A 25,803-nucleotide genomic window follows, 5' to 3' on the forward strand; every position below is an offset into this window, starting at 1 on the left:
ATGAGCGTGGTCACAGGGCAACACTTCTGGCCCGAAAAACGACAAGAAAGCCACAATCGTTCCCATGAAGCCCCCCGTCCTCCCCGTTCCGGCGCGCCTGGTGCGCGTCCCGCCGACGACGGGCGCGCCGCGCCGCGCGGCCGCCGCGCCGCGCGTGCCGCCGCCCCGTCCCGCAAGGCGCCCGCCGAAGCCGAGCGCGAGGACGGGCCGCAGCGCATATCCAAGCTGCTGGCGCGCGCCGGGGTCGGGTCGCGCCGCGATGTCGAGCGCATGATCGAGGAAGGACGCATCGCGCTGAACGGCGCGGTCATCGCCCAGCCCGCGCCTTTGCTCGCCTCGCTCGACGGGCTGACCGTCGACGGCAATCCCGTCGCCAAGCCGGTGTCGACGCGCCTCTACCGCTTTCACAAGCCCGCGGGCTGCCTGACCGCGGCGCGCGATCCCAAGGGGCGCAAGACGATCTACGACATGCTGCCCAAGGGACTGCCGCGCGTGATGCCGGTCGGTCGGCTCGACTATAATACCGAGGGGCTGCTGCTGCTGACCAACGACGGCGAGTTCAAGCGCCAGCTCGAACTGCCCGCGAGCAGGGTCGAGCGTACCTATCGCGCACGCGCCTTCGGCGACATCAGCCAGGCGCAGCTCGAGGAGCTGGCGATGGGGATCGAGATCGACGGCGTCCGTTATGGCAGGATCATCGCCAATCTGGAACGCCGCACCGGGCGCAACCAGTGGGTCGAAATGACGCTGACCGAGGGCAAGAACCGCGAAGTGCGCCGCGTGCTCGAACATTTCGGGCTGCAGGTCAGCCGGTTGATCCGGACGCGCTACGGCCAGTTCACGCTCGAAGGGCTCGGCATGGGCGAGGCCGATGTCGTGCCGCGCGACGAACTGTTCAAATTCCGGCGGCATCTCGGCTGATGCGGGTGATTTCGGGCGAATGGCGCGGGCGCAAGCTGCTGGCGCCGGAGAATGACGCGACGCGGCCGACCGCCGACCGGACGCGCGAGACCTTGTTCTCGATGCTGGCGAAGCCGGCTGGGGAGTTTCGAGGGGCTGTTTGTCGCCGACCTGTTCGCGGGGTCGGGCGCGCTCGGCATCGAGGCGCTGTCGCGCGGGGCCGAGCAGTGCCTGTTCGGCGAGCAGGACCGCGATGCGCTGGACGCGCTGAAGCGGAATCTCGCGGCCCTGGGCGCCGCCGCGCGCGCCGACGTGCGCGCGGGGTCGGTGCTGAGCCTTGGCCCCGCGACGCGCACCTACGACCTGCTGCTGTTCGATGCGCCTTACGACACCGGCGCGGCGAGCGTGGCGCTCGACAAGCTGAACCGGCTCGGCTGGGTGGCGCCCGACAGCTGGATTTCGATCGAAACCGGCGAAAGGGAAAAGGTCGCGGTCGCGGGCTTCGAGATCGATGCCGAACGTAAGGTCGGCAAGGCGAAGCTGACTCTGCTGCGACCCGCCTAGAGATAGGGTTTCAGGTTGAACTCGGCGCGGCTGCGCTTGCCGCCGCGTTCATAGTCGAAGGCCACCGCATTGCCCGGCTTACCGCCGATCCGTTTCAGCGCGGCGTCCCATTCGGTGCCGACGATGACGTCGCCGACCGCCAATCCAGCTTCCTTCGCAGGGCTGCCGTTGCCGACGTCCTCGACGACGATGCGCTCGCCCTTTCGCCCGAACCACAGGCCCGACAGGCCGTAGCGTTCGGTGTCGAAGCGAAGCTCAGCCCGTTGGGCGCGACCCATAGCTGCTTGCGTTTGGGGTCGGTCGACAGGTGGAAATGGCGGATCATCTCCAGCCCGACCAGCCCGTCGATATCGGCGAAATTGCCGTTGCGCGGCCCCGGCTCGGCCAGCGTGACCAGCGCGCCGGGGAAGGCGAATTTGTGCAGGCGCACCTTGTCGGCGCGGAACATGCGCGTCGCGAGGCTGCCCTGCCCGAAGCCGCTGGCGCGCACCGGGACATAAGGCCGGTCGCTGTCCCACCAGCCGAGCGCGCGCGCCGCCTTGCCGTCGAGCAGGATGTTGCGCGGCGCCCCGGTGTCGAGCAGGAACCGCCCGGAAAAATCGCCGATCTGCACCGGCGCCGCGAGCCCGTAGCTGGCGCGCCGGGTGAAATAGCTGTCGGGGACCAGGTGCATGCCCGGCCGCTCGCCGCGCCCGTCGGGATAGATGCGCCACTGGCCCGCCACGAAGTCGAGATCGCTGTCCATGTCGGTGAACAAAGGCGCGCCAATCAGTCCGCGCGTGCGCGAATCGACGACCGACTTGGTGCCGTGAAATTCCATATAGGGAATGCGGAAGGTGCCGCCGATGACGACATTGTTGACGCGCAGCACCGACGTGCGCTCGACCCCGCCGAGGCCGCCGATCACGCTGGCCCCGCGCTCGCGCAATTTGACCGAACTGGCCCAGCTGTCGGAGATCAGGCTTTCGGTCGTGCCGGTGTCGAGGATGAAGGGTTCGGCGGGCAACCCCTCGACCGACACGTCGAGCCAGACGCGATTGCCCTCCAGCCGGATCGGCGCCGCGAACATCGCGGGTCCGGCGGCATGGGCCAGGCGCGGAAGTGCGGCAAGACCCGGTACCGCGATGGCGGCGGCGAGGAGAGAACGGCGGTCGATCAAGGACATGGCGCGGCTTTCGGGATGGGAACACCGCCAGCCTAACCGGCTCCCCATGACCCCGCAATGACAATCCGGTGCGTCAGCCGCGCCGGCGCACCATCAGCAGGCCGAGCCAGCTCACGATGCCCGCCAGCGCCAGATAGAGCCCGACCGCTTCGGTGCCGCGCCAGTCGCCGAGCGCCTGCGCGACAATCGGCGCGGCGGCGCCGCCGAGGATGCCGCCGGCGTTGAAGGTCATCGACGCGCCGGTGTAGCGGACCTCGACCGGGAAAAGCCCGGTCAGCCAGGCGCCGAGCGGGCCGTAGACGAGGCCCATGACGAACAGCGCCGACGCGAGACCCGCGAAGATCAGTCCCCAGCTTTGCGAAGCAAGCGCGGGTCCGAAGAGGAAACCGACGAGGACCGTCGCGCCGCAGCCCCAGGTCAGCACCTTCTGCGGGCTCGCCGCGTCGCTCCAGGTGCCGGCGAAGACGATGCCCGCCGCCATGAACAGGATCGCGCCGAGCTGGATCAGCAGGAAATGTTCCTTGGGATAGCCGAGCGTGGTCGTGCCGTGCGCCAGCGCGAAGCTGGTCGAGAGATAGAAGATGGCGAAGCAGGCGACGACCGCGAAGGTCCCCGCCAGCGTCGGCAGCAGGTGGCGCGCCAGCAGTTCGCCGATCGGCACGCCGACGGGGCGGTCGGCTTCGAGCGCGGCGGCGAAATCGGGGGTCTCGCCGATCTTGAGCCGCACCCAGAGGCCGAGCCCGACGAGCACCGCCGAGAGCAGGAAGGGGATGCGCCAGCCCCAGGCGGCGAACTCGGTGTCGGAAAGCCACAGCCCGAGCAGCAGGAACAGGCCGTTGGCGGCGATGAAGCCGACCGGCGCGCCGAGCTGCGGCACCATGCCGAAGCGCGCGCGCCAGCCCGGCGGGGCGTTCTCGACCGCAAGCAAAGCCGCCCCGCCCCACTCGCCGCCGAGCCCGAACCCCTGCCCGAAGCGCAGGATGCAGAGCAGCAAGGGCGCGACCCAGCCGACCATCTCATAGGTGGGCAGGAAGGCGATCAGCAGGGTCGAGACGCCCATCAGCATCAGCGAGGCGACGAGCGTCGACTTGCGCCCGATGCGGTCGCCATAATGGCCGAAGACGATCGCCCCGACGGGCCGCGCGAAGAAAGCGAGGCCGAAGCTCATGAAGCTGAGCATCAATTGCGCCGAAGGCGATTCGGACGGGAAGAAGAGCGGCCCGAACACCAGGGCGGCGGCGGTGCCGTAGATGTAGAAATCATAGAATTCGACCGCGGTGCCGACGAGGCTGGCGGTCAGGATGCGCCGATGCTTGCGATAGGGTGCCAGATCCATGGCGGGTTGCTCTCCCCCGGTTTGCCGGGGGTGCCTTTGGACGCGAAGCGGGGTGGAGGGCAAGCGGGAAGCGGTGTCGGGTACATTCCCCTCCCTTTTAGGGAGGGGGTTAGGCTGTATCGACATTCAGCCCTGGCGGCCTGCAAATGGCGGCTTTCCGCGCTTCCGGTGCTCACGCACATGGAGTGCGCTGCGCTCCGGGTCACGGAAAACCACCATTTTCGGCTCGCCATCTTCTGAATGTCGATACAGCCTAGGCCGGATCGACATTCATCGTAGCCAGATCATGGCGGCGGCGAGATATACGAAGCCGGCGAAATGGATGGCTCGCCTGTCATATCGGGTTGCGAAGCGGCGGAAGTGTTTGAGGCGATTGAAGCATCGCTCGATGCGATTGCGCTGCTTGTAGGCGGCGGCATCGTGCGGGATGGCGATCTTGCGGGTGCGATTTGAGGGGATCACGGCTTCCGCCCCGATTTCGGCGATGATGGCACGTACAGCATTGCTGTCATAGGCTTTATCAGCGAGGACGGCTTTGCCTTCCTGGCCTTCGAGCAGGGCTGGTGCCTGTGTAACGTCGCCAACCTGGCCTAGCAGTGACGATGAAACGCAATGGCCGTCCGAGCGCATCGGCCAGCATATGGATTTTGGTGGTCAGTCCACCTCGGGAACGCCCCAGCGCCTGATCCTTGGCCCCCTTTTCCGCTCGCCGCTTGTTGGTGCGCGCGAACGATGGTGCTGTCGAGCATCAGATATTTGTTCTCCCGATCGGCCGTCAGCGCCTCGAACACCCGTTCCCACACACCGGTGTGGCACCAGCGGCTGAAACGGCGATGCACCGTCTTCCATTTGCCGTAGCGCTCAGGCAGGTCGCGCCAATGTGCTCCCGAGCGCAAAACCCACAAGCATCCGTTTACAAACAACCGGTTATCCGACCCGCTTCGCCCCGGATCACTCGTCTTGCCCGGCAGCAATGGGGCTATTCTCGTCCATTGCACCTCGCTCAACTCATAACGCTTCACGCCCATCACAAACCTCCGCTCAGTCGCGGAACCCTATGAATCAGCAATCAAGCCTCTTGGGAATCCTGAATGTCGATCCGGCCTAGGGGTGGGTAGCGAGCGCAGCGAGCAAGAGGAAGAGCGCCGCCTTCGGCGGCCACCCACCCCCAGCCCCTCCCTTGCAGGGAGGGGAGATAAACGTCCCCTTCCCCCCGGAATCCGCCGTTTCCCATCCACGCCCACTTCGCAAATCCGCCAAATCCTTGACTTTTCGCGAAGCATCGCCCATATGGGTCCTTGCTAACGTCGCCTGCGACGGAAATTCGATACCCTTTCGGGGGCTGACACTTCCCTTCTCACGCTACCAGCTCCGCCGGTGCTTTTGCCGCAGCGGGTTCCCTGTTTTCGTGAAAGGAAACACCCCCATGCCGACCGGCACCGTCAAATTCTTCAACACCGACAAGGGTTATGGCTTTATCTCGAACGAGGATGGCTCGGGCGACGCGTTCGTCCACATCAGCGCCGTCGAGCGTTCGGGCCTGCCCACCCTGAACAAGGACCAGCGCGTCACCTATGAACTGGAAACCGACAACCGGGGCAAGACCTCGGCCGTGAATCTCCAGTCGGCCTGATCTTGGCCAAGGAAGAGGTTCTGACCTTCGATGGTGTGATCGATGAAATCCTGCCCGATGCGCGCTTTCGCGTCGTGCTGGAAAATGGTCACCGCATCATCGCCTATACCGCCGGCCGGATGCGACGCTTTCGCATCCGGTCGGTCGTCGGCGATGCCGTGCGGATCGAAATGACCCCCTATGACCTGGACAAGGGCCGTCTCGTCTATCGCGAGCGCGGCAATGCCCCGGTCACCGGACAACGGCAGCGACGTTGATCCCAAAAACCATAAACACAGAGAAATTGAATATCATGTTTCAGAGTAACAATATTTTTCCTGCCCTGTCGGCGCTTCCGCTGGCGGGCAAGGCGATGACGGCGACGCCGACCACGCGCCGCCGTGCGACGCTGTCGCGGCGCGAGCTGCGCCGCCTGATCGCCGACATGATCGACTGATCAAGCCAAACCAAGGGAGACGGCCCGTGTCGGCCACCAGCGACTTCTACCGGCTGCAAGCCGAAAAATGCTCCAGCGAGGCGGATGCGTCCGATCTCCCGCAGGTCCGCGACCGCAACCGGCGTGCCGCGGCCGCCTGGCAATCGATGGCCGACAAGCTCATCCTGACCGAAGCGGTCCGCGCCAAGGCGGCGGCGCGCAAGGAAGCCGACGCCGCCGGTCCAGAATAAGAGACACGCGCGGCTCGGGCGCGCGCGATTGGCTTGCGCCGCGCTGGACAGCGCGCCCGCCGTTCCCTAATCGTTCGCCTGTGAACAGCCCCTCCTCTTCCCCCGACATCAACCGGCCCGATCCCTCGGACCCGCCCTATCTCGCTGAGCCTCAACGGGCCGCAGCGGCAGGCGGTGCTGACCACCGAAGGACCGGTGCTGATGCTCGCGGGCGCGGGGACAGGCAAGACCGCGGCGCTGACCGCGCGGCTCGCGCATATCATCGCGACGCGGCGCGCCTGGCCGTCCGAAATCCTGGCGGTCACCTTCACCAACAAGGCGGCGCGCGAGATGCGCGAGCGCATCGGTCGGATGATCGGCGACGCGGTCGAGGGCATGCCGTGGCTCGGCACCTTTCACAGCATCGCCGCCAGGATGCTGCGCCGCCATGCCGAACTGGTGGGCTTGCAGAGCAATTTCACCATCCTCGATACTGACGACCAGCTTCGCGTGCTGAAGCAGCTGATTCAGGCCGAGGGACTCGACGAGAAACGCTGGCCCGCGCGCCAGCTCGCGGGGCTGATCGACAAGTGGAAGAACCGCGGGCTGACCCCCGCCGAACTCGATGCGGCGGACAGGGAGGCCTATGCCGACGGCAAGGGGCAGCATCTTTACGCCCTGTATCAGGCACGGCTGAAGACGCTGAATGCCTGCGATTTCGGCGACCTGCTGCTGCATATGCTGGTGATATTGAAGACGCACCGCGACGTGCTCGAACAATATCAGCAACGCTTCAAATATATATTGGTCGACGAATATCAGGACACCAATGCCAGCCAATATCTGTGGCTGCGGCTGCTCGCGCAGCAGCGCAAGAATATCTGCTGCGTCGGCGACGACGACCAATGTCTGGCCGAAGGAACACCGGTCACCATGGCGGACGGCTCGACCCGGCCGATCGAAGCCATCGCTGCCGAGCGACATGCTCTTGTCCTGCTACGGATCGGGCGATTTCCGTCCGGCGCGTGTGACCCGCGTTGCGAGCCGCCGGGGCCGCACCAGCCTGACGCGAATCCGTACTGCACGGGGGCGCGAAATCACCGGAACGGCAGAACATGTCCATTTCGCCGACTTCATCCGCGAGGAAAGCCCGCAGAAATATTTCACCTACCTCATGCAGAAGCGAGGCAGCGGGTTTCGACTCGGCACCTCACAAATCCATACGCGCGGACAGCGCCGACCGGTGATTGGATTCAAGCAGCGTTGCCTTCACGAACGGGCCGACGCGGTGTGGCTCGTGGCGGCGTTCGACAATGAGAGTGACGCGCGCGAATATGAGCATCAGCTCAGCCTCGAATATGGCATCACCACTTTTCCCTTCGTCGCCCGGCGAGGAGGGAGCGTGAATGGGCTGGTTCACGACCAGTCCCGGCTGGACAGATTGCATCAAAGCCTTGGCAGCGAAGAAAAGGCTGCGCGGCTTATGCACGATCACGGCCTTTCGATCGAGCATCCCCATCATGTTCCACAAACAGCCGCGGGGCGGCGCAAGACGCTCAACCTCACCCTCTACGCCGAGCACCGGGGCCCGACGCCAATGCATCGCATCTCGCTGAGCGGCAATGATCCTGCCGATGCCGATGCTGTCCGATCGCTCGGGTTCAATCCCCGTATTTATGCCCGCAACCCCGCAAACTGGCGGTACGAAACGCTCTACCGCGACGTCGAAAAGCTCGACGAAATCCGCCATAGCCTCGCAAGCCGATTCGATCTGGACTTGCGGACACGTGCAAATTTGCTCGGTAAGCCATTGGCTCTGCGACCGGCGGCGCAGGTTCGCGCCTAGGCATGGTGGTGGCTGGCGCTGACGGATGTCACGACGCGGTGATCTCGGTCGAAACCGTTGAAACCGGCGCCCCCGTTTATGATCTCAACGTCGAAGGAACGCATAATTTCATCGCGGGAGGGATCGTAACGCACAATAGCATCTATTCGTGGCGCGGCGCCGAAGTGGCGAACATCCTGCGCTTCGAGAAGGATTTTCCCGGCGCGACCGTCATCCGGCTCGAGCAGAACTACCGCTCGACGCCGCAGATTCTCGCCGCCGCCTCGGCGCTGATCGCGCAGAACGCGGGGCGGCTGGGCAAGACGCTGTGGACCGAGCTCGACGCGGGCGACAAGGTGCGCGTCGTCGGCGTGTGGGACGGGCCCGAGGAAGCGCGGCGGATCGGCGAGGAGCTGGAAACGCTGCAGCACCGCCGCGTATCGCTAGACCGCGCCGCGATCCTCGTGCGCGCGCAGTTCCAGACGCGCGAGTTCGAGGACCGCTTCATCGCCATCGGCATGCCGTACCGCATCGTCGGCGGCTATCGCTTCTACGAGCGCGCCGAGATCCGCGATGCGCTCGCCTATCTGCGGCTCGTCCAGTCGGCGGCCGACGATCTGGCGTTCGAGCGCATCGTCAACGTCCCGAAGCGCGGGCTGGGCGACAAGGCGCTGCAACGCATCCACCAATATGCGCGCGCCGAGCGGCTGCCGCTGCTGAATGCCGCGGCGCGGATCACCGAGACCGACGAGCTGACACCGCAGGCGCGGCGTAGCCTCGCGAACTTCATCGCGCAGATGCGAAGCTGGCAGGGCAAGGCGAACGAGCTGTCGCATCCCGAGCTGACCCAGCTGATCCTCGACGAATCGGGCTATACCGCGATGCTCCAGGCCGACCGCAGCGTCGAGGCGGCGGGGAGGCTCGAAAACCTCTCCGAACTCGTGCGCGCGATGGAGGAGTATGATCTGCTCGAAGCCTTCCTCGAGCATGTCAGCCTGGTCATGGACCGCGACAATGACGACAGCAGCGAGACCGTCACGATCATGACGATCCACGCCGCCAAGGGGCTGGAATTCGACCATGTCTTCCTCGCGGGCTGGGAGGACGGCGTCTTTCCGTCGCAGCGTTCGATGGACGAGGGCGGCACCGCCAGCCTCGAGGAGGAGCGCCGCCTCGCCTATGTCGCGATCACCCGCGCCCGTCGGCGCGCGAGCATCTATCACGCCGCGAACCGCCGCATCTACGGCCAGTGGATGAGCAGCATCCCCAGCCGCTTCATCGCGGAAATCCCGCCCGAGCATGTCGACAGCGAGAACAGCTTCGGCGGCGGGCAAAGCCTGTGGCGCGCCAACTGGTCGGCGCAGGGCGACCCCTTCGCGCATGTCGCCGAACGAAACCCCGCGCGCACGATGACGCGCGGGCCCGCGTGGCAGCGCGCGGTCGCGGCCTCCTCGACGATCACCCACGCGCCCGCCCCGTCCGAACGCGGCCCCGCCGCCTCGGTCGGCGCCAAGCCGCGCGCCGATCTTGCGATCGGCATGCGCGTGTTCCACGAAAAGTTCGGCTATGGCGAGATCGCCGACATCGACGGCAACAAGCTGGAGGTCGAGTTCGAGCAGGCGGGCAGCAAGCGCGTGCTCGACAGTTTCGTGAAGGCAGCCGGCTGATTGGCCCCGCCGGGTTCGATCGCGCGCGCGGGATAGCGGCGGTTTTAGGGTGGTGATCAGTCATTCCCCTCCCTTTTAGGGAGGGGTTAGGGGTGGGTAGCGAGCGCAGCGAGCAAGAAGGAAGAGCGCCGCCTTCGGCGGCAACCCACCCCCAACCCCTCCCTAAAAGGGAGGGGAGATCAACGTCCGCTCCCGCCCGATACCCGCCATCGCCGCCCCATCCGCTCTTGCCTTTCCCACCCCGCCTTGCTTCGTTCCGTCCCGCCATGACCAAACCGACTCATCTGGACGAAACCGGCGCCGCGCATATGGTCGATGTCGGCGCCAAGCCCGCCACGCAGCGCCGCGCCACCGCTACTGGCCGCATCACCATGTCCGCGGGCGCCCTCGCAGCGATCCGCACCGGCAACGCCCCCAAGGGCGACGTCCTCTCGACCGCGCGCATCGCGGGCATCATGGCCGCCAAGCGCACCGCCGACCTCATCCCGCTCTGCCACCCGCTTGCGCTGACCAAGGTCGGCATTGATTTCGAATGGCTGGGCGACGGCATCGCGGTCACCGCCACCGCCGCGACCACCGGTCCCACCGGGGTCGAGATGGAGGCGCTGACCGCCGCCACGGTCGCGCTGCTCACCCTCTACGACATGGCGAAGGCGCTCGACCGCGCGATGATCCTCGGCGACATCCGCCTCGTCGAAAAGAGCGGCGGCCGCTCGGGCGACTGGTCCGCGACATGAGCAGGCTGCTCCCGGTCGAGGACGCGCAAGCGCGGCTGCTCGCTCTCCGCGATCCGCTCCCTCCGGAGAATATAGCGTTTTCCGAAAGTCTTGGACGCTATCTTTCACACGATATCGTGGCAAAGCGCGACCAGCCCGCCGCGCCGCTGTCGGCGATGGACGGCTATGCGATCCGTTTCGCCGACCTGCCCGGCCCCTGGACGATCGCCGGCGAAATTCCCGTCGGCGCAGCGCCCGCGCACCCGCTCGCCGCGGGCAGCGCGATGCGTATCTTCACCGGCGCGATGCTGCCCGACGGCGCCGACACGGTGGTGATTCAGGAAGATGTCGCCGCGGACGGCGCCAGGCTGACGCTTACCGGCGACGGCCCGGCGGCGCACGGCGCCCATATCCGCGCTCGCGGCAGCGATTTTATCGCCGGCGCGCCCCTTCTGCCGGCTGGAACGCGGCTGCACCCGGGCGCCATCGCGGCGGCGATCATGGGTGGTGCGGCGCAACTCGGCGTCGGCGCGCGGCCACGCGTCGCCATCCTGACCACCGGCGACGAACTCGTCCAGCCGGGCCGCGCGCTCGCGCCCGGACAGATACCCGACAGCAACGGCACGATGCTCGCCGCGATGCTGGCAGGCGAACCGGCGCTCGTCAGCCTGCCGCTCCATATCCGAGACGACCGCGAGATATTGGCCAGGGTTCTGAAGGACCTGGCCCGGCGCCATGACGTCATCGTCACCGTCGGCGGCGCCTCGGTCGGCGATCATGACCATGTCCGCGGCGCGCTGGACGATGCCGGTGGAACGATCGATTTCTGGAAGATCGCGATGCGGCCCGGCAAGCCGCTGATCGCCGGCACCATCGGCGACGCGCTGCTGCTCGGCCTGCCCGGCAACCCGTCATCGGCCTTCGTCACCGCGACCCTGTTACTGATTCCGCTGGTCCGCCACCTCGCCGGCGCACGCGATCCGCTGCCCCAAGTCCGCCAGGCCGCACTCGCCGTCTCGCTCGGTCCCGGCGGCCAGCGGCGCGATTATCTGCGCGCGCGCCTCGACGGCGGGCTGCTCACGCCCTTCGACGGCCAGGACAGCGGCCGCACCTTCCCGCTCGCCGCGGCCAACGCGCTCGTCATCCGCGCGATCGGCGCCGCGCCGCGCGACGCGGGCGAACCGGCGTCCTATATCGACATCGCTTGACAAGTTCGCTTATGTTCCATTATCGTTCCCCTTATGTCCGAAACCGGCATCATGGAGAACGCGCGATGTTGACCGCCAAGCAGCATGAACTGCTCCACTTCATCCAGCAGAAGCTCGACGCGAGCGGCATCTCGCCGTCGTTCGAGGAGATGAAGGAGGCGCTCGGGCTCAAGTCCAAGTCGGGCATCCACCGCCTGATCAGCGCGCTCGAGGAACGCGGCTTCCTCCGCCGCCTGCCCAACCGCGCCCGCGCGCTCGAGGTCGTCAAGCTGCCCGAGGGCGGCAAGGCGGCGCGCGGCGACAATGTCGTGCCGCTGCGCCCGCCCGCGCCGCAGTTCAAGCCGATCGCCGCGAACGACATCGTCGAGGTGCCGCTGCACGGCAAGATCGCCGCGGGCGTGCCGATCGAGGCGTTCGAGGACTACAACAATCTCGCCGTCCCCGCCGCGCTGCTCGGCGCGGGCGAACATTATGCGCTCGAAGTGTCGGGCGATTCGATGGTCGAGGCGGGGATTTTCGACGGCGACTATGCGCTGATCCAGAAAGCCGACACCGCGCGCGAGGGCGATATCGTCGTCGCGCTCGTCGACGGACAGGACGCGACGCTCAAATATTTCCGCCGCGAGGGCAAGATGATCCGCCTCGACCCTGCGAACAGCGCCTATGAACCGCAACGCTACGAGGCCGAGCGCGTCATGGTGCAGGGGAAATTGTCGGGATTGCTTCGTCGTTACCACTGACCTGCGGCGGGCGGCGCCACATATGGTCGTCGCCCGCGCCCAGGGCGGTCACCACGCGCGGCTGCTCACCCAGATAGAGCGCCAGCCCGCCGGTCTGCGGCAGCGTGTCGCGGTCGACCGTCAGCCAGCGCGCCACGCATTCGCGCGGCAGCCAGCGGTCGCTGATCACCACGTCGGACGCCGCGCACGCCGCCGCCATCTCCGCCCCTTCGATCCGGTCGCGCCCGCGCGCGGCGAGAACCGTCCAGCCGTCCTGCCGCCAGCGGCAGAAATCGCGGTTGCAGGTCACATGATCGAGGCCGGTCAGCGCCGCGAGCGGCGCATCGATTCCCGCCGCCTCGGCCATCGCGTCGCGCACATAATCGCCCGCCCGGTCGCGCAGCAGCGCATAGCCGCCATCGGGCAGGGCCGCGGCGATATGCCGGCCGTCGCCGGTAATCAGCAGGTCGGGGCGCGGCTGGACGAGCAGCACCGCCATGCCGATTGCCAGCGGCACCGCCCCCGCCCAGCGCCAGCGTGTCCGCCATAACAGCAGCCAGATCCCGCCGAAAACCGCGAGACCGAAACCCCAGCGTGGAAACACCGGCAGCATCGCGACCGCGCCCGGCGCATCGGCGACGCTGTGCGCCAGCCAGATCAGCGCATTCAGCGCCCGCTCGGCCGCCCACCAGAAGGGCGCGCCGAGCCCGACGCTGTCGAACAGCAGCGCCAGTGCCTCCACCGGCATGATGACGAAGGTCGTCAGCGGGATCGCGATCACATTGGCGAGCGCGCCGTACAGCCCCGCCTTGTGGAAATGAAAGAGCGCGATCGGCGCGAGCGCGACCTCGACGACCAGCCCGGTGATCACCAGCCCCGCGATCCCGCGCCCCAGCCGAAACGCCCACGGCTCCTCGCGCCGCGCCATGAAACGCTGCATCGCTCGCCCCTCGTGCAAGGCCACGATCGCGGTGATCGCGGCGAAGCTCAGCTGGAAGCTCGGCCCCGCGAGCGATTCGGGGCGCCACAGCAGCACGATCAGCGCGCCCGCCGCGACCAGCCGCAGCGTCAGCGCCTCGCGCCCCATCAGGAAGGCAACCAGCACCAGCAGCGCCGCGATGAACGAACGCAAGGTCGGCACCTCGGCCCCCGCCAGCAGCGTGTATCCGCCGCCTGCCAGCGCCGCGACCGCCGCCGCGAGCGGCAGCACATAGCCTGCCAGCGCCAGCCGCCGGCTCGAGCGCCAGCAGGCTCATCGCGAGGAACATCGCGAAACCCACCACCGCGGTGACGTGCAGCCCGCTGATCGACAGCAGATGCGCGAGTCCGCTGCGCCGCATCGCCTCCTCGTCCGCCTCGCTGATCGCGCCGCGGTCGCCCGCGACGAGCGCCGCCGCGATGCCGCCCGCCGACCCGTCGATCTGTTCATGAATATGCGCGCTGAGCCGCGCCCGCAGCGTCTGCGCGCCCGCCCCCGCTCCCGGTGCCCGTGCAATGTCGCCCAGCACCGTCCCCACCGCCCCGATCCGGTCGAACCACGCGCGCTGCGCGAAATCATAGCCGCCGGGCAGGCTCGCGGTCGGCGGCGGCATCAGCCGCGCGCGCATCCCGATCGCTTCGCCCGGCGCGATGCCCATGCCCTGTTCGCCCCGCGCAGTGATCCGCATCCGCGGCGGCAGGTCGGACCGCGCCAGCGGCCGGACGATCAACCGCACCTGGTCCTTGGCCGACAGCGGCTCGACGCTTTCGACCCTTGCCGAAAATTCGGTTACCACCGGCTGCGCGAGCACGGGCGCCGAGACCCACAGCGCCCGGCCCCAGATCAGCAGCAGCCCGAAAGCCATCACGCCGCAGCCGATCACGACCGCCCGCCCGAACCGCGTCTGCCAGCCGATCAGCCAGCCGGCAAGCGCGCCCGCGGCAAGCATCAGCAGCAACCCGATCCAATGCCCCTCGGCTGCTACAGCGCAAACCAGGCGGCGATCCCGCTCCCCAGCATCACCGGCAGCCATAGCGCGATGCGTTCGCGCTCGGCATCGAGCCGCGCCTCGATCCATGCGGGCAGCCGCCGCAGCAACGTCGCGGCACGCAAGCCAATGGGCGTTTGAAGCGGCCTTGTCGCCATGCTAGGGGCACCCCCGATCCCCGTCCCCGCCGCGCGCGGGGCAGCAAAATCTGAGTGAAAGAGGCCGTGGTGGCAACCGAAAATCAAGCATTGTCCGGCGAGGCGACCGGCGCCGATGTGGTGACGCGCTTCGCGCCGTCGCCCACGGGTTTCCTCCACATCGGCGGCGCGCGCACCGCGCTGTTCAACTGGCTGTTCGCGCGCCACCATGGCGGCAAGTTCCTGCTGCGGATCGAGGACACCGACCGCGCGCGCTCGACCGACGCCGCGATCGACGCGATTCTCGACGGCATGCAATGGCTGGGTCTCGACTGGGACGGCGAGACGGTGTTCCAGTTCGCGCGCGCCTAGCCGCCACGCCGAGGTCGCCGCCGAGCTGCTGGCGAAGGGCGAGGCCTATCGCTGCTATCTGACGCAGGACGAGCTTGCGGCGATGCGCGCCGAAGCGCAGGAAAAGCGCCTGCCCTTCCGCGTCCGCAGCCCCTGGCGCGACCGCGACGACGGCGACCCCGCCGTTCCGCACGTCCTCCGCCTGCGCGCGCCGCAGGACGGCGAGGTCACGATCCACGACAAGGTGCAGGGCGATGTGACGGTGCAGAACGCCGAACTCGACGATTTCGTCCTGCTGCGCAGCGACGGCACCCCGACCTATATGCTCAGCGTCGTCGTCGACGACAACGACATGGGCGTGACGCACGTCATCCGCGGCGACGATCATCTCAACAACGCCTTCCGCCAGCTCGCGCTGATCCGCGCGATGGAGTGGCGCGAGCCCGTCTACGCCCATGTTCCGCTGATCCACGGCGCCGATGGCGCCAAATTGTCGAAGCGTCACGGCGCGCTCGGCGTCGATGCCTATCGCGACGAAATGGGCTATCTGCCCGAGGCGGTGAACAATTATCTGCTCCGCCTCGGCTGGGGTCATGGCGACGACGAGATCATCGGCCGCGACCAGGCGGTGCAATGGTTCGACCTCGACCATGTCGGCCGTTCGCCCTCGCGCTTCGACTTCAAGAAGCTCGAAAATCTCAACGGCCACTATCTGCGCGAGGCCGACGACGCGCGCCTCGCCGCGCTCGTCGCGCCGATGACGGCGGGGCTGATCGGCCGCGACCTCGGCGCCGCCGAACAGGCGCTGCTGGTCCGGGCGATGCCCGCGCTGAAGCCGCGCGCCAAGACGCTGCACGAGATCGCCGACGGCACGACCTTCCTCTTCGCCCCCGAACCGCTCGCGATGGACGAGAAGGCGGCGGCGGTGCTAAGGGATGCGCCGGAGGGGATGCTCGCGTCGGCCACCGGCCGCTTGCGGGCGCTGCCGACATGGTCGCAGGAACTGGTGGAGGCCGCCATTCGCGAGGAGAGCGAAGCGGCCTAGCGTCGGGCTCGGGAAACTGGCCCAGCCGCTGCGGGCGGCCCTGACCGGGCGGACCGTATCGCCCGGAATATTCGACGTGCTGCTGCTGTTGGGCCGCGAGGCGAGCCTGGCGCGACTTGACGCAGCGCAGCATTATCCGGCAGGGGCGTAGCACCGCGACTCCCGCCGCCAGAACAGGGGAAGACTATGACCGATACCGCGAAAATCACCCTGGGCGACGTCACCGTCGACAGCCCCATTCTCAAGGGCACCGTCGGCCCCGACGTCATCGACATCCGCAAGCTTTACGCGCAGACCGGCGCTTTCACGTATGACCCCGGTTTCACCTCGACCGCGAGCTGCGAATCCAACCTGACCTATATCGACGGCGACGAGGGTGTGCTGCTCCACCGCGGCTATGCGATCGGCGACCTCGCCGAAAACTCCAGCTTCATGGAGGTCTGCTACCTCCTGCTCAACGGCGAACTGCCGACCGCCGACGAACTGGCGAATTTCGACAACACCATCACGCGCCACACGATGCTGCACGAACAGCTCGCGACCTTTTATCGCGGGTTTCGCCGCGACGCGCACCCGATGGCGATCATGTGCGGCGTCGTCGGCGCGCTCAGCGCCTTCTATCACGACTCGACCGAGATCCACGACCCGCACCAGCGCATGGTCGCCAGCCACCGGCTGATCGCGAAAATGCCGACGATCGCGGCGATGGCGTATAAATATTCGGTCGGCCAGCCCTTCGTCTATCCGCAGAACAACCTCAGCTACACGGGCAATTTCCTGCGCATGACCTTCGGCGTTCCCGCCGAACCCTATGAGGTGAACCCGGTCGTCGAGCGCGCGCTCGACCGCATCTTCATCCTTCACGCCGACCACGAGCAGAACGCGTCGACCTCGACCGTCCGCCTCGCGGGCTCGTCGGGCGCCAATCCCTTCGCGTGCATCGCGGCGGGCATCGCCTGCCTGTGGGGTCCGGCGCATGGCGGCGCCAACGAGGCCGCGCTCAACATGCTGCGCGAGATCGGCCGTCCGGAGCGCATCCCCGAATATATCGCGCGCGCCAAGGACAAGGACGATCCGTTCCGCCTGATGGGCTTCGGCCACCGCGTCTACAAGAATTACGATCCGCGCGCGACCGTGATGCAAAAGACGGTACGCGAGGTGTTCGAATCGCTGAAGGTCAACGACCCGGTGTTCGAGGTCGCACTGCAGCTCGAGGAAATGGCGCTCAGCGACCCCTATTTCATCGAAAAGAAGCTGTTCCCGAACGTCGATTTCTATTCGGGCGTCATCCTGTCTGCGATCGGCTTCCCGACGACGATGTTCACCGCGCTCTTCGCCCTCGCCCGCACCGTCGGCTGGGTCGCGCAGTGGAACGAGATGATCTCCGACCCCGCGCAGAAGATCGGCCGCCCGCGCCAGCTCTACACGGGCCCGGCGCATCGGCCCTATGTGCCGGTGGGCGAGCGCTGATCGGGCGGCGGAGTGAAACGGGAAAGGGGCCGGTTTCCGGCCCCTTTTTTGTGCGGCGATGAAGGCGGGTTTCGAGCGGAAGCGGACGTTGATCTCCCCTCCCGCAGGCGGGAGGGGTCGGGGGTGGGCAGCGACGTCGCAGATGCCCACCCCGCTGCGACTAACGAGCAAGCTCGTAAGTCTCGCTGCCCCTCCCGCCTGCGGGAGGGGAGACCAGCCTATTACTCAAACGTCCGCTCCCTATCCCAAAGCGGCCGAGAACGTCTGCCCCTTACCCTTCATCCCGCGCCGGCAAACTCAGCGTAAACCTTGCCCCCTGCCCCGGCGCGCTGTCGACCGTCAGGTCGCCGTCCATCGCGCGCGCCAGCCGCCGCGCGATATAAAGGCCCAGGCCCGACCCGCCGTTGTCGGTGCGGCCCAGCCGCTCGAACTTCTCGAACACCACCGCCTGCTGGCTAGGCGTCGATGCCCTGCCCCTGATCGGCGACGGTGACCATCGCGCGGTCGCCCTGGCGGTCGAGGCGGATCCAGATCAGCGAATCCTCGGGCGAATAGCGGATCGCATTGCCCAGCAGGTTGAGCAGCACCTGCAGCACGCGGCGGAACTCGCCGGTCGCGGGCATATGCTCGTCGGTCGGGGGGGCGTCGATGCGGATGCCCTTTTCCTCGGCCTTCATGCCGAGCAGGCCGACCGCGCGCCGCGCGAGGTCGCCGAGGTCGATCTCGTCGCGCGCCGCCTTGAACCCCGGCCGCTCGATATTCTGGAGATCGGCGAGGTCGTCGACCAGCCCGAGCAGATGCCGCCCGGCATGCGCGATGTCGCCGGCATAGCGCGCATAATCGGCGCGGATCGGCCCGTCGAACTGGCCCGAGATCGTCTCGGCGGTCGCGATGATCCGCGCCAGCGGTCCGCGCAGCGCCCCGTCGATCCGTCGCCCGAAGGCGGGATCGGACAGCGGCAGCGATCCGAAGGCGGGGTCGGAGAGCGCCGTCGGCTGAAGGCACAGGCGCCTCCGCATCGGCCAGCGCCGTCCCGCGAAATCCCGTGAAGCGCCCCGTCGCGTCGAACAGCGGCTCGGCGGCCAGCGTCATCGCCATCCGTCCGTCGGGACCGTCGGCGCGCACGCGCTGCCCCGCGAAGCGCGCCTGCCGCGCCAGCGCCTGCAGCACCGCGAAATGTCCGTCGTCGTCGGGCTGCAGCTCGAACAGTTCGGACAGCGACCGCCCTTCCCAGCCGGGCGCGACCGGCGGCGCCGCGGCGCCGCGGCGCAGCGCGACCAGCCGCAGCTGGCCATCGCATTCCCACGACCAGGCCTCCGGCGACACTGCCGCCGCGTCGGTGACCGGCGGGATCTGCGGCTGGACGACCGGCCGCGTGCGCCAGTCGCTGATCTCGACCGCCGCGCCCCCGGCATCGGGCACGATGCGCACCAGCGCATGGATGTCGCTATGGTCGTCGGCGGCGATCAGCGGTCGGCTGATCTCGCGCTGCAGCCGCTGCGCCAGCGCAACGAGCCGCGCCAGATTGGGCAGCGCCAGCGGCTTGTCGAGCCCGGAGCCCGCGCGCGTCTGAAGCCGCAGCAGCGCCGCGTCGCCGCTGACCAGCTTGCCGCCCCGGTCGATCCGGCCGCGAATGACGCGCTCGCTCATCGCGCCCGGCCCCCGTCAACGCCGGATTCGTCCAGGATGGCGGCGCGCGCCTGCAGCACGGCGGCATAATCGTCGGGCGCGGCGCTCGCCACCGCGCGGCTCGCCAGCGTCGCGAGCGATCCTTCGAGCGGCGCCAGCGCGGCATGATCGCGCAGCAGCGGCGCCAGCAAGGGCGCCAGTTGCAGCCAGCTCGGCGGTGAGCAGCGCCAGCGCCATATCGTCATAGCGATAATTTTGCGCCGCCGCCGCGAGCGCGATCAGCGCTCGGCCAGTCGTGCCGCGCGATCGCCGCGGCCGCGGCGTCGGCTTGCGCCCCGGCATGGGCGAGCGCGACATGATAGGCCGCGGCGGCATGGTCGATGCCCCGCGCCGGATCGTGCCCCGCGAGCGCACCGCGTACCGCTTCGCCCAGCCGCGCCGCCTGCGCCGGGTCCTTGCCCGACCGGACAAGGCCCCAGGCCGCGATATCGAGCAGCAACGACCGGAAGATGCCGAGGTCCAGATCGTCGATCGCGACCGCCGGATGCCCCAGCGCGTCGAAGCGCCGCCGGTCGGCGATGCGCAGCGCCAGATAGGCGCGATCGACATCGGCGAGCGGATCGTCCGGCGGCGCCGCCGTCGCCGCCGCATCGACCGGCCCGGCCGGTTCGCCGGCATGCGGCGCAACCTCGCCGGCATGCTCGGCCGACTGGTCGCGCCAGCGATGCTCCTCGGCGCGCACGAAGCACAGGCCCGCGAGTTGCGCCGCGCCGGGCAGGCCATGCGCGCTCCAATCGGCCCACAGCGCCGCCGAATCGACCGCGCCGCCGAGCCGATCGGCTGCGTCGCCAACCAGCCGCCGCGCGACGCCCAGCGCCAGCGCGCGCTGCTCTTCCGACAATCGCGTCGCGGCGGGCGCCGCCAGATATTCGGACGTTTCGCGCAGGCACGCCGACAGCGCCGGATTCACCGACGCCAGTTGCGAAAAGAGCGATGCCTGCACCATGTCGACCCGCCGATAGCAGCTTGGCGTTAATGCGCGCTAAACCTTGATCGATTTCCCGGCGATCAGGCCGCGGGCCGGCGCGCGAGCCGCATCCACAGCAGGATCTGGAACAGCGCGAGCAGCGGCAGGATCGCGAACATCAGCGGCGCGATCCCGAAGATCAGCGCCGGGGCGAGCATCATCCATGCCTGGTCGGCGTCGGGAAGCAGCCAGTGGAACCGCCGCCGTTCGCCCGCATCCTCGTACAGCCAGCGCGCCAGCAGGATCGCCGCGGCAAGGCAAGGTGCGAGCGCAGCCTCCGAAAAAGGCGGCATTTTATGCCCCTCGTCGACCAGCGACAACAGCCACGGAAACACCGCGAGCAGCACCCAGGCAAAGCTGCGGATCACCCCGCGCACCCGGTCCTGCGCCGCGCTTTCGGCGCGGAACGCCGCCAGGAAGCGCATCGCCGCGAGCCCCAGCCCGCCGAGCACCGCCACCAGCGCCCCCGCCGCCGCCAGCCCGCTCGCCGCGAGCAGGGCGACGATCACCCAGAGCAGGCCGGTGACATAGGGCAGATAGCGCGCCGTCGCGGGCGATTTGACCAGCAGCGGCCCGAACAGGCGCACGATCGGCATCATGATCGCCGACCGCCCCAGCCCCATGCCGCCATATTCGACCTGCTGCAGGCTCGATTGTTCGAGCAGCGCCGCGGTCGGCCGGTCGGTGACGATCGCGATGTCACCCTGCTCGAACAGCGCCGGCTCGCAATAGAGCCGCCGCGCGCCCGACTGCACCGCCATGCGCAGCAGGGTCAGGATCATGTCCCACTCGCCCGGCATCTCGGCGAGTTCGCGCACCATATGGTCCGAAATGCTCGCCAGCCCGCCCCAGCGCCGCATCGCGTCGATGCGCTCGAACCCCTGCGTCAGCGGCGTGTCGCCGGTGACGAGGATCGCGGGCGACCCCGGCTTGGCGATCGCGGCATAATGCATGCCCCCCGCCTGCAGCCCGTCGGTGACGAGGATGATCCGGTCGTCGCCCTCCACCAGCGCGAGCAGGTCGGCGGCGGCGCGCACCGGGGTGACCTTCACGCCCCGGCGGCGGATGCGGTCGCAGGTGGCGAGCAGGTCGGCGGGCACCGCCGCGACCGCGACGGCGATATGGGTGACCCCGACATCGGCCAGCCGCGCCGCCTGCCGCTCGATCAGCGTTTCGCCCGCCACCGTCACGAGCGCGCGCAGCCCGCCGTCGGGCAGCGTCTCGCTGGCGCCGATCAGCGCGATCAGGGCCATCGGCGGCCGAAACTTGGCTTGCGGGTCACCCCGCGACCTTTAGGGGCGCGCGGTCGATTGGCAACCCCTGCGTTTTTCGGCGGCATGACGCCAATTCGGGGCGGTCGGCGCGCCCGTTCCGGCAGTGAAATATTCCTGTCAAAATCGCCCGAATCGCTGGCTTTTTTGCGGCCCATCGGCTAGATGAAAACCACCTCCCGATAAGCAGAAAAAAGGCCGGGTCTTGACCGAAGAAAATACGCCTACGCCGTCCCCCGAGGACGGCATCTCGCCGATCAACATCGTCGACGAGATGAAGACGAGTTACCTCGATTACGCGATGAGCGTGATCGTCAGCCGCGCGCTGCCCGACGTGCGCGACGGCCTGAAACCCGTGCACCGCCGCATCCTCTATTCGGCCTATGAAAGCGGCTATGTCGCGGGCAAGCCCTATCGCAAGTCGGCGCGCATCGTCGGCGACGTCATGGGTAAATATCACCCGCACGGCGACAGCTCGATCTACGACGCGCTCGCGCGCATGACGCAGGACTGGTCGATGAGCGTGCCGCTCGTCGACGGCCAGGGCAATTTCGGGTCGATGGACCCCGATCCGCCGCATGGCGATGCGCTACACCGAATCGCGCCTCGCCAAGGTCGCGAACGCGCTGCTCGACGATCTCGACAAGGATACGGTCGACTTCCAGCCCAACTATGACGGCTCGGAAAGCGAACCGACGGTCCTTCCGGCGCGCTACCCGAACCTGCTCGTCAACGGCGCCGAGCGGCATCGCGGTCGGCATGGCGACCAACATCCCGCCGCATAATCTGGGCGAAGTCATCGACGCGACGCTGGCAACGATCGATAACCCCGCGATTTCGCTCGAAGATCTGATGGCGATCGTCCCCGGTCCCGACTTCCCGACCGGTGCGATGATGCTTGGCCAGGGCGGCGCCCGCAACGCCTATGCCACCGGCCGCGGCTCGATCATGATGCGCTCGACGCATATCATCGAGGAAGGCCGCGGCGACCGCCAATCGATTGTCTTGACGTCGATCCCCTTCCAGGTCGGCAAGTCGGGCCTCGTCGAAAAGATCGCCGAGGCCGCGCGCGACAAAAGGATCGAGGGCGTCGCCGATATCCGCGACGAATCGAACCGCGAAGGCGTGCGCGTCGTGATCGAGCTGAAGCGCGACGCGACCGCCGAGGTCGTGCTCAACCAGCTGTGGCGCCACACTCCGGCGCAGTCGAGCTTCCCCGCCAACATGCTGGCGATCCGCGGCGGCCGCCCCGAAATGATGGGGCTGAAATCGATCCTCGAGGCGTTCATCGCCTTCCGCGAGGACGTCATCACCCGCCGCTGCAAGTTCGAGCTCAACAAGGCGCGCGACCGCGCGCATATCTTGCTCGGCCTCGTCGTCGCGGTGTCGAACCTCGACGAGGTCGTGCGCATCATCCGCGGCTCGTCGAGCCCCGCCGCCGCGCGCGAGGCGCTGCTCGCCCGCGAATGGCCGATCGGCGAGATCGCCCCCTATATCCGCCTCGTCGAAGCGATCGACGGCGAGATCGAGGACAGCGCGACCTATCGCCTCTCCGAGGTTCAGGTAAAGGCGATCCTCGAGCTACGCCTGCACCGCCTGACCGCCTTGGGCCGCGACGATATCGGCAACGAACTCAAGGGTCTGGCGACCGAGATTGAGGAGCTTTTGAGTATTCTCGCCGACCGCGCCAAACTCTATGCCGTGATGCGCGAGGAACTGGTCGCGGTACGCGACGAATTCGCCAAGCCGCGCCGCACCATGGTCGCCCCCGCCGCCGACGGCATCGAGGACGAGGATCTGATCGAGCGCGAGGAGATGGTCGTCACCGTCACCCTCGACGGCTATATCAAGCGCACCCCGCTCGACACCTTCCGCGCCCAGCGCCGCGGCGGCAAGGGCCGCGCCGGCATGGCGACCAAGGACGAGGATGTCGTCACCGAGCTGTTCGTCACCTCCACGCACACGCCGGTGCTCTTCTTCTCGACCGCGGGCAAGGTCTACCGCATGAAGGTGTGGCGCCTGCCCGAGGGCGGGCCCGCGACGCGCGGCCTAGCCGATGATCAACCTTCTGCCGCTCGCGGCGGGCGAGACCATCTCGACCGTGCTGCCGCTGCCCGAGGACGAGGACGAGTGGGGCAAGCTCCACGTCATGTTCGCCACCGCCAAGGGCAATGTCCGCCGCAACAGCATGGACGCCTTCACCAACGTCCCCTCGAACGGCAAGATCGCCATGAAGTTCGAGGGCGAGGATGAGGACGACCGGCTGATCGGCGTCGCGCTGCTCGACGAAAGCGACGACGTGCTGCTCGCCAGCCGCCAGGGCAAGGCGATCCGCTTCGCCGGCGACGAGGTGCGCGAATTCCAGAGCCGCAATTCGACCGGTGTCCGCGGGATGCGGCTTGCCGACGGCGACGAGGTGATCTCGCTCTCGATCCTCCACAAGGTCGGCACGACCAGCGAGGAACGCGAAGCCTATCTCCGCGCCGCGCCGTGGAAGGACAATGGGAACGAACCCACGCTCCCCGCCGAGCGCATGGCCGAACTCACCGCCCGCGAGGAGTTCATCCTCACCGTCTGCGCCAACGGCTATGGCAAGCTCTCGTCGGCCTATGAATATCGCCGCACCGGCCGCGGCGGCCAGGGCATCACCAACATCGACAATATCGCGCGCAACGGCCCGGTGGTCGCCAGCTTCCCGGCCGAGTTCGGCAACCAGCTCATGCTGGTCACCGATCAGGCCAAATTGATCCGGATAGCGATCGAACAGCAAATCACGGGAGACGACGGCGAAAAGACCAAGGGCTTGCGCGTCATCGGCCGCGGCTCGGCGGGTGTGCGGCTGTTCGACGTCGCCCATGACGAGCATGTCGTCTCGGCGGCGCTGATCGGCGACAGCGACGAGGAAGCGGCGGACGGCGACGAAGCCGAACCCGCCGCCGAACCGACCCCCGACGGAGCCGCCGAATGACCGCAGGTACCGCCTTCAAGGTCCTGACCGCCCAGCAATGGAGCGATTTCGAGCGCGAACGCGTGTTCCGTGGCGCCCCGGTCGATATCGAGGACGGCTATATCCACCTGTCGACCGCCGAGCAGCTCGAGGAAACGATCGCGAAATATTTCGCGGGCGAGGCGGGTCTGATGATCGCCGAGGTGGACCTCACCGGGCTCGGCGACGCGGTGCGTTGGGAACCCGCGCGCGGCGGCGCGCTCTTCCCGCACATCTATGCCGAACTGCCGATCCACGCGGTGGTGAGTTTGCAGCGGCGCGACTAGGTTCAAATATGGCCGCTTTGGGGTGGGGAACGGACGTTGCGGGCAAACGCTGATTTCCCCTCCCGCCTGCGAGAGGGGAGATCAACGTTGGCTTCCGCCCGCCCCCTCCTACCGCCGCCGTCCGTTCCACGCCCGCACCGCCGCCATCGTCTTTTCGACATGCGCCTGCGGCTTGCTGTCGGTGTAGCTCAGCAGGATCGTCCCGTCGGGAGCGATGACATAGGAGGTCCGGTCCGACAGCGTCGTCCCGTCGGGGCGCTGCATCGTCGCGTCATATCGCGCCGCGACCTTGGCGCCCGGATCGGCGGCGACGGCGAATTTGTCGCGGCATTCCGACCGGGAGAATTCGGCGACGCGGTCGATATTGCCCGCCGTCACGCCGATGACGCGCGCGCCCAACTGGTTGAAGCGGCTGTTCGCCTCGGCGAACAGATGGGCCTCGACCGTGCAGCCGGGCGTAAAGGCGGCGGGAAAGAAATACAGCACGACCACCCCGTTTCGCAGCGTCTGCTTCAGCGACAGGTCGAATTCCTTGCCGCCCTGCGCGGCCTGCAGCGTGAAGTCGGGCGCCTTCGCGCCCTTCTGAAGCGCCGCGATGCCCTGCGCCGGAAGCACGGCAAGCGACAGGCCGAGGCTCAGCGGCATCGCGATTTTGATCAGGGCTTTCATTCGGCGACCTCCACGAACAGCGAAAACGGGCTCCGCCGCGGCATGCTTAGCCGATATTCGCCGGGGCGCAGAAGAAATTTCGGCGGGCAAACCACCGTGACCTTGAGCCTGCCGAAGGGCGCTTCGCGAAACAGGCGCCCTTCGACAGGCCGAGAGCTACGGTTCGATCATACAAGGATCGCGTCAGCAGCGCCGAGCCGCCGCGATCGACCTCGCGTCCGATCAGCGCGCCCGCGGCGCCGCCGATGATCGTGCCGGGCAGGCGGTCGCCGTAACGGTCGACCTCGCGGCCGAGCAAGGCGCCCGCCGCGCCCCCGACGATCAGGCCGGTCGTGCCGCTGCCGCGCCGGCAATAATAGCGGCGATCGCGATAGTCGCGGCGATAGTCACGCCGGTAATCGCGGCGATGATCGCCATACCGGTCATGGTCGCGCTGGCTGTAATAGCCGTGGCGGTGATGCCGGTCGCGCGCCTCGGCCTCGGCGGGCAATGCAGCGAGCGTGCTGGCGCCGATGAGCGCCGTCAGCGCCAGTTTCTTGAACAGCAACATCTGTCTTCTCCGTCTTGATCCCCGCGGATCAGATTA

24 protein-coding genes and 8 pseudogenes are annotated in these 25,803 nt (G+C 67.8%); 18 read left to right on the forward strand and 14 right to left on the reverse strand.

What is annotated here, in order from left to right:
• Entirely contained in the window at positions 1–921 is a 921-nt protein-coding gene (locus N0A20_RS07560; RefSeq protein WP_260583265.1) for a pseudouridine synthase, read from the forward strand.
• Positions 921–1,464, forward strand: a pseudogene (gene rsmD, locus N0A20_RS07565) (16S rRNA (guanine(966)-N(2))-methyltransferase RsmD). Before N0A20_RS07560 ends, rsmD begins: the two are co-directional and overlap by 1 nt.
• On the opposite strand, the gene N0A20_RS07570 reads toward rsmD, so the two are convergent.
• The 4 genes and pseudogenes from N0A20_RS07570 to N0A20_RS07585 all read right to left on the reverse strand — a co-directional run bounded on the left by N0A20_RS07570 (position 1,461) and on the right by N0A20_RS07585 (position 4,993).
• Positions 1,461–1,607, reverse strand: a complete 147-nt coding sequence (locus N0A20_RS07570; protein ID WP_260583266.1) for a hypothetical protein — start codon at positions 1,605–1,607, stop codon at positions 1,461–1,463. The pseudogene rsmD and the gene N0A20_RS07570 sit on opposite strands and share 4 nt — an antisense overlap.
• Entirely contained in the window at positions 1,559–2,629 is a 1,071-nt protein-coding gene (locus tag N0A20_RS07575) for a pepsin/retropepsin-like aspartic protease family protein (protein WP_260583267.1), read from the reverse strand. Before N0A20_RS07575 ends, N0A20_RS07570 begins: the two co-directional genes overlap by 49 nt.
• Before the next feature lie 73 nt (positions 2,630–2,702).
• Positions 2,703–3,965, reverse strand: a complete 1,263-nt coding sequence (locus N0A20_RS07580) for an MFS transporter (RefSeq protein WP_260583268.1) — start codon at positions 3,963–3,965, stop codon at positions 2,703–2,705.
• Positions 3,966–4,235: 270 nt separating this feature from the next.
• Positions 4,236–4,993: pseudogene (locus tag N0A20_RS07585) on the reverse strand (IS5 family transposase).
• 398 nt (positions 4,994–5,391) lie between these two features.
• Here N0A20_RS07585 and N0A20_RS07590 point away from each other — a divergent pair.
• From N0A20_RS07590 to lexA, 11 genes and pseudogenes are all read left to right on the forward strand, one after another.
• Positions 5,392–5,598 carry a cold-shock protein gene (locus N0A20_RS07590; RefSeq protein WP_260583269.1) on the forward strand — a complete coding sequence of 69 codons (207 nt, stop codon included), beginning with the start codon at positions 5,392–5,394 and terminating at the stop codon, positions 5,596–5,598.
• Positions 5,599–5,600: 2 nt separating this feature from the next.
• Positions 5,601–5,855, forward strand: coding sequence for a translation initiation factor IF-1 (gene infA / locus N0A20_RS07595; protein WP_260583270.1), 255 nt, complete (start codon positions 5,601–5,603; stop codon positions 5,853–5,855).
• Between the two features lie 35 nt (positions 5,856–5,890).
• Complete coding sequence (locus N0A20_RS07600) at positions 5,891–6,034, forward strand: hypothetical protein (RefSeq protein ID WP_260583271.1); 144 nt, start codon at positions 5,891–5,893, stop codon at positions 6,032–6,034.
• 26 nt (positions 6,035–6,060) lie between these two features.
• Positions 6,061–6,264, forward strand: a complete 204-nt coding sequence (locus N0A20_RS07605; RefSeq protein WP_260583272.1) for a hypothetical protein — start codon at positions 6,061–6,063, stop codon at positions 6,262–6,264.
• 107 nt (positions 6,265–6,371) lie between these two features.
• Positions 6,372–7,155, forward strand: a pseudogene (locus N0A20_RS07610) (ATP-dependent helicase); the annotation flags it as partial.
• A 385-nt stretch (positions 7,156–7,540) separates the two neighbouring features.
• Entirely contained in the window at positions 7,541–8,089 is a 549-nt protein-coding gene (locus tag N0A20_RS07615; RefSeq protein ID WP_260583273.1) for a hypothetical protein, read from the forward strand.
• Between the two features lie 2 nt (positions 8,090–8,091).
• Positions 8,092–8,199, forward strand: a pseudogene (locus tag N0A20_RS07620) (hypothetical protein); the annotation flags it as partial.
• Between the two features lie 27 nt (positions 8,200–8,226).
• Positions 8,227–9,735, forward strand: a pseudogene (locus N0A20_RS07625) (ATP-dependent helicase); the annotation flags it as partial.
• Positions 9,736–10,001: 266 nt separating this feature from the next.
• Positions 10,002–10,472, forward strand: coding sequence for a cyclic pyranopterin monophosphate synthase MoaC (gene moaC / locus N0A20_RS07630; RefSeq protein WP_260583274.1), 471 nt, complete (start codon positions 10,002–10,004; stop codon positions 10,470–10,472).
• Positions 10,469–11,659 (forward strand): gephyrin-like molybdotransferase Glp, encoded by a 1,191-nt coding sequence (glp, locus tag N0A20_RS07635; protein ID WP_260583275.1) that lies wholly within the window; start codon positions 10,469–10,471, stop codon positions 11,657–11,659. Before moaC ends, glp begins: the two co-directional genes overlap by 4 nt.
• A gap of 65 nt (positions 11,660–11,724) precedes the next feature.
• Positions 11,725–12,399: a transcriptional repressor LexA gene (lexA, locus tag N0A20_RS07640; RefSeq protein WP_260583276.1), complete on the forward strand. Its 675-nt coding sequence runs from the start codon at positions 11,725–11,727 to the stop codon at positions 12,397–12,399.
• Here the strand turns inward: lexA and N0A20_RS07645 are convergent.
• From N0A20_RS07645 to N0A20_RS07655, 3 genes and pseudogenes are all read right to left on the reverse strand, one after another.
• Positions 12,353–13,588, reverse strand: a complete 1,236-nt coding sequence (locus N0A20_RS07645) for a ComEC/Rec2 family competence protein (RefSeq protein ID WP_260583277.1) — start codon at positions 13,586–13,588, stop codon at positions 12,353–12,355. The two genes, lexA and N0A20_RS07645, sit on opposite strands and share 47 nt — an antisense overlap.
• Positions 13,589–13,685: 97 nt before the next feature.
• Positions 13,686–14,390: pseudogene (locus N0A20_RS07650) on the reverse strand (DUF4131 domain-containing protein); the annotation flags it as partial.
• Positions 14,339–14,470 carry a hypothetical protein gene (locus tag N0A20_RS07655; RefSeq protein WP_260583278.1) on the reverse strand — a complete coding sequence of 44 codons (132 nt, stop codon included), beginning with the start codon at positions 14,468–14,470 and terminating at the stop codon, positions 14,339–14,341. The pseudogene N0A20_RS07650 and the gene N0A20_RS07655, both read right to left, overlap by 52 nt.
• A gap of 123 nt (positions 14,471–14,593) precedes the next feature.
• On the opposite strand from N0A20_RS07655, the pseudogene gltX reads away from it, so the two are divergent.
• A pseudogene (gltX, locus tag N0A20_RS07660) lies at positions 14,594–16,029 on the forward strand (glutamate--tRNA ligase).
• 35 nt (positions 16,030–16,064) lie between these two features.
• On the forward strand, positions 16,065–17,348 hold the full coding sequence (locus N0A20_RS07665; protein ID WP_260583279.1) for a citrate synthase: 1,284 nt from the start codon (positions 16,065–16,067) through the stop codon (positions 17,346–17,348).
• Positions 17,349–17,619: 271 nt separating this feature from the next.
• Here the strand turns inward: N0A20_RS07665 and N0A20_RS20065 are convergent, their stop codons facing one another.
• Positions 17,620–17,790: an ATP-binding protein gene (locus tag N0A20_RS20065; RefSeq protein ID WP_312846619.1), complete on the reverse strand. Its 171-nt coding sequence runs from the start codon at positions 17,788–17,790 to the stop codon at positions 17,620–17,622.
• A gap of 13 nt (positions 17,791–17,803) precedes the next feature.
• The gene (locus tag N0A20_RS20070; RefSeq protein WP_312846620.1) at positions 17,804–18,367 is read right to left on the reverse strand and encodes a HAMP domain-containing sensor histidine kinase; all 564 of its coding nucleotides are present in this window, start codon (positions 18,365–18,367) and stop codon (positions 17,804–17,806) included.
• A gap of 26 nt (positions 18,368–18,393) precedes the next feature.
• Here N0A20_RS20070 and N0A20_RS20075 point away from each other — a divergent pair, with 26 nt between their 5' ends.
• Entirely contained in the window at positions 18,394–18,921 is a 528-nt protein-coding gene (locus tag N0A20_RS20075; RefSeq protein ID WP_312846621.1) for a hypothetical protein, read from the forward strand.
• Positions 18,922–18,994: 73 nt separating this feature from the next.
• On the opposite strand, the gene N0A20_RS07675 is transcribed toward N0A20_RS20075, so the two are convergent.
• The 3 genes from N0A20_RS07675 to N0A20_RS07685 form a co-directional block, all read right to left on the reverse strand.
• Complete coding sequence (locus N0A20_RS07675; RefSeq protein WP_260583280.1) at positions 18,995–19,222, reverse strand: hypothetical protein; 228 nt, start codon at positions 19,220–19,222, stop codon at positions 18,995–18,997.
• Entirely contained in the window at positions 19,219–19,983 is a 765-nt protein-coding gene (locus N0A20_RS07680) for a hypothetical protein (protein WP_260583281.1), read from the reverse strand. Before N0A20_RS07680 ends, N0A20_RS07675 begins: the two co-directional genes overlap by 4 nt.
• A gap of 62 nt (positions 19,984–20,045) precedes the next feature.
• The gene (locus tag N0A20_RS07685; RefSeq protein ID WP_260583282.1) at positions 20,046–21,257 is read right to left on the reverse strand and encodes a hypothetical protein; all 1,212 of its coding nucleotides are present in this window, start codon (positions 21,255–21,257) and stop codon (positions 20,046–20,048) included.
• A gap of 292 nt (positions 21,258–21,549) precedes the next feature.
• Between N0A20_RS07685 and gyrA the strand changes: the two are divergent.
• A pseudogene (gene gyrA / locus N0A20_RS07690) lies at positions 21,550–24,243 on the forward strand (DNA gyrase subunit A).
• The gene (locus N0A20_RS07695; RefSeq protein ID WP_260583283.1) at positions 24,240–24,548 is read left to right on the forward strand and encodes a DUF952 domain-containing protein; all 309 of its coding nucleotides are present in this window, start codon (positions 24,240–24,242) and stop codon (positions 24,546–24,548) included. Before gyrA ends, N0A20_RS07695 begins: the two are co-directional and overlap by 4 nt.
• A 108-nt stretch (positions 24,549–24,656) precedes the next feature.
• Here the strand turns inward: N0A20_RS07695 and N0A20_RS07700 are convergent, their stop codons facing one another.
• The gene (locus N0A20_RS07700; protein ID WP_260583284.1) at positions 24,657–25,217 is read right to left on the reverse strand and encodes a peroxiredoxin; all 561 of its coding nucleotides are present in this window, start codon (positions 25,215–25,217) and stop codon (positions 24,657–24,659) included.
• 46 nt (positions 25,218–25,263) lie between these two features.
• Positions 25,264–25,767, reverse strand: a complete 504-nt coding sequence (locus N0A20_RS07705; RefSeq protein ID WP_312846622.1) for a glycine zipper 2TM domain-containing protein — start codon at positions 25,765–25,767, stop codon at positions 25,264–25,266.
• Between the last annotated feature and the right edge of the window lie 36 nt (positions 25,768–25,803).

The sequence above is a fragment of the Sphingopyxis sp. PET50 genome (genome assembly GCF_025244705.1).
Classification (GTDB): Bacteria; Pseudomonadota; Alphaproteobacteria; order Sphingomonadales; family Sphingomonadaceae; genus Sphingopyxis.